At 64.9% G+C, this 13,263-nt stretch carries 11 protein-coding genes; 5 read left to right on the top strand and 6 right to left on the bottom strand.

Annotation, left to right across the window (positions count from 1 at the left end; genetic code table 11):
* Nucleotides 1-12: 12 nt before the first annotated feature.
* From gltB to RA26_RS15375, 5 genes are all read left to right on the top strand, one after another.
* A complete protein-coding gene (gene gltB / locus RA26_RS15395) occupies nucleotides 13-4,545 on the top strand; it encodes a glutamate synthase large subunit (protein ID WP_039184998.1) in 4,533 nt (1,510 codons plus the stop codon).
* Between the two features lie 99 nt (nucleotides 4,546-4,644).
* Nucleotides 4,645-5,382: a monofunctional biosynthetic peptidoglycan transglycosylase gene (mtgA, locus tag RA26_RS15390; protein ID WP_039184996.1), complete on the top strand. Its 738-nt coding sequence runs from the start codon at nucleotides 4,645-4,647 to the stop codon at nucleotides 5,380-5,382.
* A 66-nt stretch (nucleotides 5,383-5,448) separates the two neighbouring features.
* Nucleotides 5,449-6,114: an FtsZ-binding protein FzlA gene (gene fzlA / locus RA26_RS15385; RefSeq protein ID WP_039184994.1), complete on the top strand. Its 666-nt coding sequence runs from the start codon at nucleotides 5,449-5,451 to the stop codon at nucleotides 6,112-6,114.
* A 69-nt stretch (nucleotides 6,115-6,183) separates the two neighbouring features.
* The gene (gene queG / locus RA26_RS15380) at nucleotides 6,184-7,227 is read left to right on the top strand and encodes a tRNA epoxyqueuosine(34) reductase QueG (RefSeq protein WP_039184993.1); all 1,044 of its coding nucleotides are present in this window, start codon (nucleotides 6,184-6,186) and stop codon (nucleotides 7,225-7,227) included.
* Nucleotides 7,228-7,299: 72 nt separating this feature from the next.
* Nucleotides 7,300-9,306, top strand: coding sequence for a hydantoinase/oxoprolinase N-terminal domain-containing protein (locus tag RA26_RS15375; RefSeq protein ID WP_039184990.1), 2,007 nt, complete (start codon nucleotides 7,300-7,302; stop codon nucleotides 9,304-9,306).
* Between the two features lie 149 nt (nucleotides 9,307-9,455).
* On the opposite strand, the gene msrA is transcribed toward RA26_RS15375, so the two are convergent.
* From msrA to RA26_RS15345, 6 genes are all read right to left on the bottom strand, one after another.
* Nucleotides 9,456-9,971: a peptide-methionine (S)-S-oxide reductase MsrA gene (gene msrA / locus RA26_RS15370; RefSeq protein ID WP_039184988.1), complete on the bottom strand. Its 516-nt coding sequence runs from the start codon at nucleotides 9,969-9,971 to the stop codon at nucleotides 9,456-9,458.
* On the bottom strand, nucleotides 9,968-10,417 hold the full coding sequence (gene msrB / locus RA26_RS15365) for a peptide-methionine (R)-S-oxide reductase MsrB (protein ID WP_039185047.1): 450 nt from the start codon (nucleotides 10,415-10,417) through the stop codon (nucleotides 9,968-9,970). The genes msrA and msrB overlap by 4 nt, the downstream gene beginning before the upstream one ends.
* 103 nt (nucleotides 10,418-10,520) lie before the next feature.
* Nucleotides 10,521-11,084 carry a DUF4202 domain-containing protein gene (locus RA26_RS15360; RefSeq protein ID WP_039184986.1) on the bottom strand — a complete coding sequence of 188 codons (564 nt, stop codon included), beginning with the start codon at nucleotides 11,082-11,084 and terminating at the stop codon, nucleotides 10,521-10,523.
* 112 nt (nucleotides 11,085-11,196) lie between these two features.
* Nucleotides 11,197-12,102: a DMT family transporter gene (locus RA26_RS15355; RefSeq protein WP_039184984.1), complete on the bottom strand. Its 906-nt coding sequence runs from the start codon at nucleotides 12,100-12,102 to the stop codon at nucleotides 11,197-11,199.
* Nucleotides 12,103-12,163: 61 nt separating this feature from the next.
* Nucleotides 12,164-12,787 (bottom strand): LysE family translocator, encoded by a 624-nt coding sequence (locus RA26_RS15350; RefSeq protein WP_039184982.1) that lies wholly within the window; start codon nucleotides 12,785-12,787, stop codon nucleotides 12,164-12,166.
* Nucleotides 12,788-12,951: 164 nt separating this feature from the next.
* Nucleotides 12,952-13,239 (bottom strand): HU family DNA-binding protein, encoded by a 288-nt coding sequence (locus RA26_RS15345; RefSeq protein WP_019297532.1) that lies wholly within the window; start codon nucleotides 13,237-13,239, stop codon nucleotides 12,952-12,954.
* Nucleotides 13,240-13,263: the final 24 nt, after the last annotated feature.

Raw genomic sequence — 13,263 nt, 5'->3', positions numbered from 1 at the left:
TCGGAGAACGTCATGACCAAATTTGATGCCGCATGGGTCAAGGCCGAGGAAGACAAGCGTAAGTGGATGGCCGAAAACGGTCTCTATTCCGAGGAGGAAGAGCATTCCTCCTGCGGCGTGGGCCTGGTGGTTTCGGTCGACGGCAAGAAAAGCCGCAAGGTGGTTGAGGCCGGCATCGACGCGCTGAAGGCGATCTGGCACCGCGGTGCGGTGGATGCCGACGGCAAGACCGGCGACGGCGCGGGCATTCATGTGCAGATCCCGGTTCCGTTCTTCTATGACCAGATCCGCCGCACCGGCCACGAGCCGCGCCAGGATGAGCTGATGGCGGTGGGCCAGGTGTTCCTGCCGCGCACCGATTTCGGCGCCCAGGAGCGCTGCCGGACCATTGTCGAGACCGAAGTTCTGCGCATGGGCTATTCCATCTACGGCTGGCGCCATGTGCCGGTGGATGTGACCTGCCTGGGCGAGAAGGCCAACGCGACCCGCCCCGAGATCGAGCAGATCCTGATCTCCAACGCCAAGGGCGTGGATGAAGAGACGTTTGAGCGGGAGCTGTATGTGATCCGCCGCCGGATCGAGAAAGCCGCCAATGCCGCGGCAATTGCGGGTCTGTACATTGCGTCGCTGTCCTGCCGCTCGATCATCTACAAGGGGATGATGCTGGCAGAGCAGGTGGCTGTGTTCTACCCGGACCTGATGGATGAGCGGTTCGAGAGTGCCTTTGCGATCTATCACCAGCGCTATTCCACCAACACCTTCCCGCAGTGGTGGCTGGCGCAGCCGTTCCGCATGCTGGCGCATAACGGTGAGATCAACACGCTGAAGGGCAACCTGAACTGGATGAAGAGCCATGAGATCCGCATGGCCAGCGCGACCTTTGGCGACTATGCCGAGGACATCAAGCCGATCGTGCCGGGCGGGGCGTCGGACTCTGCCGCGCTGGACGGCGTGTTCGAGGTCCTGGTGCGCGCGGGCCGGTCGGCGCCGATGGCGAAGACCATGCTGGTGCCGGAAAGCTGGTCCAAGCAGGCGGTGGAACTGCCGCAGGCCTGGCGGGACATGTATTCCTACTGCAATTCCGTGATGGAGCCCTGGGACGGCCCCGCCGCGCTGGCGATGACCGACGGCCGCTGGGTCTGTGCGGGCCTGGACCGCAACGGCCTGCGCCCGATGCGCTATGTGGTGACCGGCGACGGGCTGGTGATTGCAGGCTCCGAGGCAGGCATGGTGCCGATTGACGAGGCGTCGGTAGTCGAGAAGGGCGCCCTGGGCCCGGGCCAGATGCTGGCCGTCGATATGGAAAAGGGCAAGCTGTTCCGCGACACCGAGATCAAGGACAAGCTGTCGCGCGCGCTGCCCTTCGGCGACTGGGTCAAACGGATCAACGATCTGGACGCGACCCTGGCGAAGGTGACTGAACAGCCGCTGTTCAGCGGTGAGGAACTGCGCCGCCGCCAGGTGGCCGCGGGCTATACGATTGAGGAGCTGGAGCAGATCCTGGCACCGATGGCTGAGGACGGCAAGGAATCGCTGGCCTCGATGGGGGATGACACCCCGTCTGCGGTGCTGTCCAAGATGTACCGCCCGCTGAGCCACTTCTTCCGCCAGAACTTCTCCCAGGTGACCAACCCGCCGATCGACAGTTTGCGCGAATTCCGGGTGATGTCGCTTAAGACCCGGTTCGGTAACCTGAAGAACGTGCTGGACGAGGACAGCTCCCAGACCGAGATCATCGTGCTGGAAAGCCCGTTTGTCGGCAACGCCCAGTGGGACAAGCTGGTGCAGCAGTTCAATGCGCCGCTTGCGGAAATCGACTGCACCTTTGCACCGGGCCGCGGCTCGCTGAACGCCGCACTGGCGCGGATCCGGGCCGAGGCCGAGGAGGCGGTGCGTTCGGGTGCCGGCCATATCGTGCTGACCGACCAGTATTCGGATGACGGCAAGGTGGCGATGCCGATGATCCTGGCAACCTCTGCCGTGCATTCGCATCTGACCCGCAAGGGCTTGCGCACCTTCTGCTCGCTGAACGTCCGCTCTGCCGAATGTATCGACCCGCATTACTTTGCGGTGCTGATCGGCTGCGGCGCCACTGTGGTGAATGCATATCTGGCCGAGGATTCGCTGGCCGACCGGATTGAGCGCGGCCTGCTGGACGGTTCGCTGACCGAAAACGTCGCGCGCTACCGCGAAGCCATCGACCAGGGTCTGTTGAAGATCATGGCCAAGATGGGAATCTCGGTTGTGTCCTCCTACCGCGGCGGGTTGAACTTTGAAGCCGTAGGCCTGTCCCGCGCCATGTGCGCGGAGTATTTCCCGGGCATGACTTCGCGTATTTCGGGGATCGGTGTGACCGGCATCCAGACCAAGGCGGAGGAAATCCACGCCAAGGCCTGGAAGGCGCCGGAAGGCATCCTGCCGATTGGCGGTTTCTACAAGGCGCGCAAGTCGGGTGAGACCCACGCCTGGGAAGCCACCAGCATGCATATGATGCAAATGGCCTGTAACAGAGCCTCATATGAGCTGTGGAAGCAGTATTCGGCGAAGATGCAGAGCAATCCGCCGATCCACCTGCGCGACCTGCTGCAGATCAAGCCGCTGGGCAAGGCGGTTCCGATTGAGGAAGTGGAATCGATCACCTCGATCCGCAAACGCTTCGTGACCCCGGGCATGTCGCTGGGTGCGCTGAGCCCCGAGGCGCACAAGACACTGAACGTGGCGATGAACCGGATCGGCGCCAAGTCGGACTCGGGTGAGGGCGGTGAAGATCCGGCACACTTTGTGCCGGAGCCGAACGGTGACAACCCCTCTGCCAAGATCAAGCAGGTGGCATCGGGCCGCTTTGGCGTGACCGCCGAATACCTGAACCAGTGCGAAGAGCTGGAAATCAAGGTGGCCCAAGGCGCCAAGCCCGGCGAGGGCGGTCAGCTGCCGGGAATGAAGGTCACTGACCTGATTGCCCGTCTGCGCCATTCGACCAAAGGTGTGACCCTGATCTCGCCGCCGCCGCACCACGATATCTACTCGATCGAGGATCTGGCGCAGCTGATCTACGACCTGAAGCAGATCAACCCGCGCTGCAAGGTGACGGTGAAGCTGGTGGCGTCCTCCGGCGTTGGCACCATCGCCGCGGGCGTGGCCAAGGCGAAGGCCGATATCATCCTGATCTCGGGCCACAACGGCGGCACCGGGGCGTCGCCTGCGACCTCGATCAAATACGCGGGCCTGCCGTGGGAGATGGGCCTGACCGAGGCGCATCAGGTGCTGGCGATGAACAACCTGCGCGAGCGGGTGACGCTGCGCACCGACGGCGGCCTGCGCACCGGGCGCGACATCGTGATGGCGGCAATGCTGGGGGCCGAGGAATACGGCATCGGCACCGCAGCGCTGATCGCGATGGGCTGCATCATGGTGCGTCAGTGCCAGTCCAACACCTGCCCGGTGGGCGTCTGCACCCAGGACGAAAGCCTGCGCGCCAAGTTCACCGGCAATGCGGACAAGGTGGTGAATCTGATCACCTTCTACGCGCAGGAAGTGCGGGAAATCCTCGCCTCCATCGGTGCCCGCAGCTTGGATGAGGTGATCGGCCGGGCCGACCTCCTGGCACAGGTGTCGCGCGGTTCTGCGCATCTGGACGACCTGGACCTGAACCCGCTGCTGATCACCGTCGATGGCTCCGCCAACATCGTCTACAACCGCGAGCGCGAGCGCAACGCGGTGCCGGACACGCTGGACGCGGAAATCGTGCGCGATGCGGCCCGCTTCCTGCAGGACGGCGAGAAGATGCAGCTGTCCTATGCGATCCAGAACACCCACCGCACCGTGGGCACCCGGACCTCCAGCCATATCGTGCGCAACTTCGGCATGCGGAATTCGTTCCAGCCGGATCACCTGACGGTGAAGCTGCAGGGTTCCGCCGGCCAGGCGCTGGGCGCCTTTGCCGCGCCGGGGCTGAAGCTGGAAGTGTCGGGTGATGCCAACGACTATGTCGGCAAGGGCCTGTCGGGCGGCATCATTGTGGTGCGTCCGCCGCAGGTGAGCCCGCTGGTGGCGAGCGAGAACACCATCATCGGCAACACCGTACTGTATGGCGCCACTGATGGCTACCTGTTTGCGGCCGGCCGCGCGGGCGAGCGCTTTGCGGTCCGCAACTCCGGCGCCAAGGTGGTGATTGAGGGCTGCGGCTCCAACGGTTGCGAATACATGACCGGCGGCGTTGCGGTGATCCTCGGCTCGATTGGCGCCAACTTCGGTGCCGGCATGACCGGTGGCATGGCCTATCTCTATGATCCTGAAGGCAAGGCGGAGGACTTGATGAACAAGGAATCCCTTGTCACCTGCCCGGTCACCGTTGCCCACTGGGAAGCGGAGCTGAAAGGCCTGATTGCCCGCCACCTGGATGAAACCGGCAGCCGCAAGGCCGCGGAGATCCTCCAGCATTGGGACATCGAGAAGGCGAACTTCCTGCAGGTCTGCCCGAAGGAGATGCTCGACAAGCTGCCGCATCCGGTGATGCAGGAGCAGGCGGCTGTTCCGGCGGAATAAGCCTTGTTAGAGACGAAAACGGGAACCCCGCAGGCAAATGCTTGCGGGGTTTTCTTTTTGGCGGTTGGTTAGCGGGGGCATGCTGGCCTATAGAGGGGCATGGCGAAGGCAGTTGCAAAAAAGAAGAAAGCCAAGAGCAGCAAAAAGACGGCGGCGCTGAAGATCCAGCCGTTGCGCTGGCTGCGGCGCTGGGTTTTGCGGGCGGCTCTGGCAGTGGCCGGGGTGTTTCTTGCCCTTATCCTGCTGTACTCGGTTGTGAATCCGCCGATCACCCATACCATTTGGGCCGAGCAGCGCCGTTTGGGTGAAGTGGACCGGATGTGGGTGCCGCTGGAGGAAATGGCGCCTGTGCTGGCGCGCTCTGTCGTGGCGGCCGAGGATGCGCAGTTCTGCCGCCATTGGGGATTTGATGCCCGCGCCATTCAGGCGGCGATCGAGGCAGGCGGCAGCCGCGGCGGCTCCACCATTTCGCAGCAGGTGGTGAAGAACGTGTTCCTGTGGCAGGGCCGAAGCTGGCCGCGCAAGGTGCTGGAGACGCTGCTGACGCCAGTGGTGGAAATCGTCTGGAGCAAGCGCCGCATTCTGGAAGTCTACCTGAACGTGGCCGAAATGGATGAGGGCGTGTTTGGCGCCGAAGCGGCGGCACGCAAGTATTTCGGTGTGGGTCCAGAAGGCTTGAGCGCCCGTCAGGCGGCGCTGATTGCCGCGGTGCTGCCCAATCCAAAGGAACGCTCGGCCCGCAAGCCCTCCGGCTTTGTGCAGCGCCGGGCGCGGCAAATCCAGGACGGGGCGGCCACCATTCGCGCAGACGGGCGGGCGGATTGTTTCGAGGATTGAATCTTTCTCCCCTGCAAGGCATTGCTGGGGAAACCGTTATAAGTTTTCTGGAGATCCCCTGTAGCCATGGCGCGCCTGTACCACGTTCCCCTGTCCCCTTATTGCCGCAAGGTGCGGCTGTCGCTGGCAGAGAAGAAGATCGAGGTTGAACTGGTCGAGGAGCGCTACTGGGAGCAGGATCCGGATTTCCTGCGCCGCAACCCGGCTGCCAAGGTGCCGGTGATCCGGCTGGACGGCCAGATGATGGCCGAGAGCGCCGCAATCTGCGAATACCTGGAGGAAACCCGCCCCGAGCCGCCGCTGATGCCCAAGGATGCCGCGGGCCGGTTTGAGGTGCGCCGCCTGGTCAGCTGGTTTGACGACAAGTTCCACCACGAGGTGACGTCGAAACTGCTGTATGAGCGGGTGAACAAGAAGATCACCGGTGAGGGCTATCCGGACAGCCGCAACGTCAAGGCCGGCGCCAAGGCGATCAAGTACCATCTGGATTACATGGCCTGGCTGCTGGATCACCGGCGCTGGCTGGCCGGGGACATGATGACGCTGGCGGATTTTGCCGCCGCCGCGCATCTGTCGTCGCTGGATTACATTTCGGATGTGGACTGGAACCGGTCGGCGGTGGTCAAGGACTGGTATGCCAAGATCAAGTCGCGGCCCGCGTTCCGGTCGATCCTGGCTGATCAGGTGCCGGGCTTCCGGCCGCCGCCGCATTACACTGACCTGGATTTCTGATATCAAGCGGGGTGAAGGGTGCTGCCCCCGCGACCCGATGGGCCGCTCCCCCGGAGTATTTGGGCAAAGATGAAAGACAGAGCCGGCATCAAGGACAGACTGGTGGCGCAAGCGCTGGCCGAGGGGTTCGTGTCCTGCCGGATCTGCCGGCCCTGGGATGTGCCGCAGGTGCCGGGGCGGCTGCAGGCGTTCCTGGACGCCGGCTATCACGGGCAGATGGGCTGGATGGCGGAGCGCAGCCATTGGCGCGGCGACCCCGCGCAGCTGTGGCCCGAGGCGCGGTCGGTGATCATGCTGGCGGAAAGCTACACACCGGAAGAAGACCCTATGGCAGTGGTGGGGCAGGCGGACCGCGGTGCGGTGTCGGTCTATGCCCGCAATAAGGATTATCACGACCTGGTCAAGAAGCGGCTGAAGCGGCTGGCGCGCTGGCTGATTGCGGAGGCGGGAGAGGACTGCGAGGTGAAGGTCTTTGTCGATACCGCGCCGGTGCCGGAAAAGGCGCTGGGCATGGCGGCGGGGCTGGGCTGGCAGGGCAAGCACAGCAATCTGGTGAGCCGGGATTGGGGGAATTGGGCCTTTTTAGGGTCTGTTTTCACCACGCTGGAGCTGCCGGCGGACAAGGCAGAACCGGACCGCTGCGGATCCTGCCGGGCCTGTCTGGACAGTTGCCCGACCGATGCCTTTCCGGCCCCCTATCAGGTCGATGCGCGGCGCTGCATTTCCTACCTCACCATTGAACACAAGGGGCCGGTGGACGAAGAGCTGCGGGGCAAGCTGGGCAACCGGATCTACGGCTGCGACGACTGTCTGGCGGCCTGCCCGTGGAACAAGTTTGCGGTGGCGGCCAGCGATATGCGCTATGCCGCGCGCGAGGAACTGAAGGCGCCGAAGCTGGCGGAGCTGGCGGTGCTGGATGACGCGGCGTTCCGGGAGAAATTCTCCGGCTCGCCGATCAAGCGCATCGGGCGCGACCGTTTTGTGCGCAACGTGCTCTATGCGATAGGAAATTCCGGCCTGCCGGAGCTGCGCGCGGTGGCGCAGGGGCTGGCGGAGGACCCGGATCCGGCGGTGGTGGATGCGGCGCGGTGGGCGGTTCAACGGCTTTCGTGACGCAAACAGGATGGACGGGCCGCATACAGGCGTTACACCCGGTCCGGCGAACAGAATGTGAAGGGGCTGGGCATGGCGTTGCTGCTGGGAGTGGACACAGGCGGAACCTATACCGATGCGGTGCTGATCCGCGACGAGAAGGAGGTGATCGCCTCCGCCAAGTCGCTGACCACGCGGGCTGATCTGGCGATTGGTGTCGGCGGCGCGATCCGGGCGGTGCTGGAGCAGTCCGGGGTACAGCCGCAGGAGGTGTCGCTGGCGGCTCTGTCCACCACGCTGGCCACCAATGCGCTGGTTGAGGGTCAGGGCGGCCGGGTGGCGCTGATCTATATCGGGTTTAACGAGTCCGACCTGGACCGGCACGGGCTGAGGGATGCGCTGAAGGGCGATCCGGCGCTGGTGATTGCCGGCGGCCATACCCATGCCGGCAGCGAAGCAGCGCCGCTGGACACGGAGGCGCTGGAGTTGTTCCTGCGCACCGAGGGCCAGGGGGTGACCGGCTTTGCCGTGGCCGGAGTTTTTGCCACCCGCAACCCGGCGCATGAAGTTGAGGCAGCGCGGATCATTCATGAGCTGACCGGCGCGCCGGCCACCTGCTCGCATCAGCTGTCGGCCAAGCTGAACGGGCCCAAGCGGGCGGTGACAGCGGTGCTGAACGCGCGGCTGATCGGGATGATCGACCGGCTGATCGGGCGGGCGCAGGACACGCTGCGCGATCTGGGGATTGAGGCGCCGATGATGGTGGTGCGCGGCGACGGCGCGCTGATGAGCGGCGAGCAGGCGCGGGAGCGGCCGATTGAGACCATCCTGTCCGGCCCCGCAGCCTCAATCGTGGGCGCGCGCTGGATGACCGGGGCGGATCATGCGCTGGTCAGCGACATCGGCGGTACTACAACGGATGTAGCGCTGATCAAGGACGGCAAGCCCGCAATCGACCCGGCGGGTGCACGGGTCGGGGCGTTCCGCACCATGGTCGAGGCAGTGGCGATGCGGACCACCGGCCTGGGGGGCGACAGCCAGGTGCATCTGGTCACCAGCGGTCTGTCCGGCGGGCTGACCCTGGGGCCGCGCCGGGTGGTTCCGGTCTCGCTGATTGCCGCCGACGCGCCAGAGGTGGTGCATGCGGCGCTGGATGAGCAGCTGCGCAACTCCACCGTGGGTGAGTTTGACGGGCGTTTTGTCCGCGCGGTGCCGGGGGTGCCGGTTGCGGGGCTGAGCGAGCGGGAGGCCGGGCTGCTGGCGCGGATCGGGATGCAGGTGCATCCCTTGGGCCAGATCCTGCGCACCCGGATGGAGCATGGCTCATTGGGCCGGCTGGTGGACCGCGGGCTGGTGCAGGTTTCCGGCGTGACACCTTCGGATGCCAGCCATGTGCTGGGCCGGGTCGATGCGTGGGACCGGGAGGCGGCAGAGAAGGCGCTGACGCTGTTTGCGCGGCGCCGGGTGGGCAGCGGCGACATGGTGGCAAAGGATGCGGAGACGTTGGCGCAGATGATCATTGATCAGCTGACCGAACAGACCGCTTTGACCTTGTTAGAATCAGCTTTTTCCGAAGAAGCCGAGGATTTTGGCCTGCCCGAGGATCAGCTGGCACGGCACGTGCTGATGCAACGCGGGCTGACAAAGCACCGCGGGCTGCTGGCGCTGGATGCAGCGCTGAATGTCGATGTGGTGGGGTTGGGTGCTTCTGCCCCCAGCTACTACCCGGCGGTCGGGGAGCGGCTGCACTGCAACATGATCCTGCCGGAACATGCGGGCGTGGCGAATGCCATCGGTGCTGTGGTGGGGCGTGTCACCATGCGGCGCAGCGGCACCGTGACGTCGCCTTCCGAAGGCAAATACCGGGTGCATCTGGAGAGCGGGCCGGTGGATTACCAGGCCTCAGATGAGGCGCTGGCGGCGCTGGAGACAGCACTGGCCGGTGAGGCCCGCGGTGCGGCAGAGGAAGCGGGCGCCGAGGGCATCCATGTGCATGTGGAGCGGGATATCCGCACCGCGCAGGTGGAGTCGCGGGAGGTTTTCGTCGAAGGCACGCTGACGGTGGAAGCCAGCGGGCGGCCGCGGGTGGCGCACACCTAGTTTCGGATTTGCTGAGCGGATTTCCGGGGAAAACCCGCTGCCTCCGGCGGGGATATTTTTAGCCTGAAGAAGCAGGTTTGCCTGTTGGGCGTCTGACATGTGAACAGCCCCGCCGGGGTGCGGCGGGGCAAAAAGAGCCTTGTTAGAGCCTATTCAGCGGCTTCGTTTCGCTTCGGCAGCACCCAATCGGGCCGCGCGAAATGGCAGGTGTAGCCGGTTGGCAGCCGCTGCAGGTAGTCCTGATGCTCAGGCTCGGCTTCCCAGAAGTCGCCCACGGGTTCAACCTCTGTCACCACCTTGCCGGGCCAGAGGCCGGAGGCGTTGACGTCGGCGATGGTGTCCTCGGCCACGGCCTTTTGGGTTTCGTCCGCGTAGTAGATCGCCGAGCGGTAGCTCATCCCCAGGTCGTTGCCCTGGCGGTTGACCGTGGTCGGGTCGTGGATCTGGAAGAAGAACTCCAGCATCTCCCGGAAGGAGGTGACGGCAGGGTCGAAAATGATCTCGATCCCCTCGGCATGGGTGCCGTGGTTCCTGTAGGTGGCGTTGGGCACGTCGCCGCCGGTGTAGCCGACGCGGGTGCTGATGACGCCGGGGCGTTTGCGGATCAGCTCCTGCATGCCCCAGAAACAGCCGCCTGCCAGGACGGCGCGTTCGGTGGTGCTCATTTCACGACCTCCACTTGGTTGATGTAGGCGCCATAGCCCTCGGCCTCCATGTCGTCCAGATGCACGAACCGCAGCGAGGCGGAGTTGATGCAGTAGCGCAGGCCGCCCCGGTCCATCGGACCGTCCGGGAACACGTGGCCCAGGTGGCTGTCGCCATGGGTGGAGCGAACCTCTGTGCGGATCATGCCGAGGGTGCGGTCCTCCAGCTCCTGGATATGGGCGGATTCGATTGGCTTGGTGAAGCTGGGCCAGCCGCAGCCGGATTCATATTTGTCGGAGGAGGCAAACAGCGGCTCGCCAGAGACGATGTCGACATAGATGCCCGGCTCCTTGTTATGGAGCAGCTTGCCGGTGCCGGGGCGTTCGGTGCCCGCGTTCTGGGTCACATAGAACTCTTCCTCGGAGAGGGTGGCGATAACGTCCGGGTTTTTGAAGTATTTGGTCATGGTGTCCTCCCGCCTGTTCGCGTTGCAGCAGAACATGGGGTCTGGGTTCTGAAATGCAAAGCCCTGTTACAGGCGGCTCGCAAAGCCGTGTAGCGGGTGCCGGTCAGGCGGCGAAGGCGCCGACCAGCTCTGCGGGCAGGGTGAATTCGCCCAGCACCCGGGCGCGGGCCTCTGCCGACATCTTGCGGGCGGTCTTCTCGACGATGCGCTGCACCTTGTCTGCCGGATGCTTGGCGGCAAAGGGTTCAAAGTACCACTTCAGGAAGACAAAGCAGATGATGTCCTCCAGCGCCTGCACCTGGTCGTCGCGCTTGATGCCTTCCTTGCGCAGCATCTTGGCGGCGGCGTCCACGTCCTCAGCGCCATAGCCCGCGTCCTGCATCAGGGCGGTGACGACTTCGGCGTGGTGCTCCGCCTCTGCCTTGCGCCATGCGAGGTAGCCGGCGTGGCCTTCGGGGAAGGCGCTGCGTTCCAGTTTCCAGCGCTCCACATGCTGGCCGCGGGCAGCTATCTGCAGCGGCTCAGAAGCACCCGGGAACAGGCGGGCCTGCTCTGCGCTCATCCGCTGGCCGTAAAGCAGCGCAGCGGGCTGGCCGTCTTCCAGTGTCGGGTCCTTGGCATTGGCGGCGTCGATGGCGTTCAGCACTTGGGATAGTTGCGCGCTCATGCCGCGTCCTCCTGTTTGTGTCTTTGCGGATCAGGTTACGTTGGAAACGCAAGCACTTGCAACGGGGCCGCGCCGCGGTAGCGGCGCCGGGCCCAAGGGGCAGGGGCGGGTGTCAGCCCGGCTTTGCCGCGCGGGAGGGCCCTGTTTGCGGCTGTGCAGGCTGGCGGGAGAGTTGCACCGCCAGAATGCCGCCGGTGACGATGGCAACACCCAGCACATCGAGCGGCCCCAGTTTCTCTCCCAGCAGCACGCTGGCAACCGCCACACCGAACACCGGGTTCAGGAAGTGGAAGGTGGCGGCGCGCACGGCACCTATGCGGTTCAGCAGCAGCACCCAAATGAAGGTCGCCATCAGCCCTGGCACGATGGTGGTATAGGTAAAGGCCGCCGCCAGCCGCCACGTTGGATTGACAAAGATGTCCTCGCTCAGCGGTGCGGCCACGAACAGGATGGCAGAGCCGATCAGCATCTGAAGCCCCACCACCATCATGAAGTTGCCGCCCGACGTGGCGCCGCGCAGGGCGAGGGTTGCGGTGGTGAGCGCCAGCACGCCAATCACGCAGAGGAAGACGCCCGTCAGGTCCACGCCGGCGCTGAGACGGGTGCCCATGATCAGGGCGACGCCCAGGATGCCCGCCAGCAACCCGGCATAGCCAAGGGGCCGCAGCCGCTCGCCAAACAGCATCCAACCCGCCAGCGCCACAAGCAGCGGCATGGTGGAGGCGATGATGGCGGCGAGTGAGGCCTCGATCCATTGCATGGCAACAAAGTTCAGGCCGAGGTAGAGCGCATTCTGGCAGATGCCGAAGATCACCGTTGCGCGCCACTGGCCGGGCGTCAGCCGCCAAGTCTGGCCCATGGCGCGTGCAATGGCGACGCCGATCAGGCCGGAAATCAGGAACCGCACCGCCAGCGAGAACAGCGGCGAGGCGTCCTGCACGATGATCCGGGCCGAGGTAAATGCCGAGGACCACATCAGGGCAAAGGCAAGCCCCATGGCAATTGCGCGTGCGTCCATTGTCCCAACCCTTTCTTCTGCGGCGGACCTTCGGGGAAGCGGGCGGCGGGATCAAGCCCCGTCAGCTGAGGCGGGCTGCGAAGATCTGCCAGCTGGCGGCGCCAAAGGCGGCGGCAAACAGCGCCTCGAACAAGCGGCGCAGGCGGATGTAGATGCGGCTGGCGGCGGCGCTGGAGAACAGGATCGCGTAGCCGTGGAAGATCAGCGTGCTTTGCACCGCGATTGCAGCAATCACCACCAGCAGCGCTGAGGGCGCGGTGCCGGGCGGGATGCCGATGGCATAGAGCGAGCCGAAGAACAGGATCGCCTTCGGATTTGTCAGATGCAGCGCCAGCCCTTTGGCGTAAGCTGCGCGCAGGGAGGGCGCGGCAGAGGGGCGCAGCTCCGGGGCGCCGGAGCGCAGCGCGGAACGGGCGGAGCGGACCGCCAGATACATCAGGTAGGCGGCGCCGAAATAGCGGACAACCTCAAACATCCAGGCATTCGCCAGCATCACCGCGCCCAAGCCAAATGCGGCAGAGACCGACCAGATCAGCGAGCCGCTGCTGACGCCGGCCGCCAGTGCCAGCCCGGCGGCGCGGCCGCGCTGCATGGCGGTGCCGGCGATGGTCAGGGTCGCGGGTCCGGGGCTGGCGCCGGCCAGCAAAGCGGCACCCAGGATCAGCAGCAGATTGACGTTCTCCATGGCGCGGGCCCCCTTGTGCTTTGGGATCAGCCTGCGCCGCTCGGTCCAGCTTTGCAATCCGGAACACTGCGCTGGCGGTCGAACTGTTGGCCGTATGTGCGGTGGCAAAAGAAAAGGGCCGCCCGCAGCGGGCAGCCCTCAAATCGTCCGGATCAGGTCCGGTATCAGCCGTTCACGCTGTCCTTCAGCGCTTTGGCGATGGTCATTTTCACCACCTTGTCGGCTTCCTTGGTGAACTTCTCACCGGTGGCCGGGTTGCGCACTTCGCGCTCGGGACGCTCGCGGCAGTAGATCTTGCCGACGCCCGGCAGGGTCACGGCACCGCCGCCCGACACTTCGCGGGTGATCAGCGAGCAGACCGCTTCCAGTGCGGAGCCTGCGACTTTCTTGTCGCTGCCCATTTCCTCTGCCAGAGCGGCAACAAGCTGGGTTTTGGTCATCGGTTTGGACATTCTTCGTCTCCTTAAACTGCCCGA

The sequence above is a fragment of the Leisingera sp. ANG-M7 genome (assembly GCF_000813965.1).
Lineage (GTDB): Bacteria > Pseudomonadota > Alphaproteobacteria > Rhodobacterales > Rhodobacteraceae > Leisingera.
This window is presented reverse-complemented; position numbering and strand designations above follow the sequence as displayed.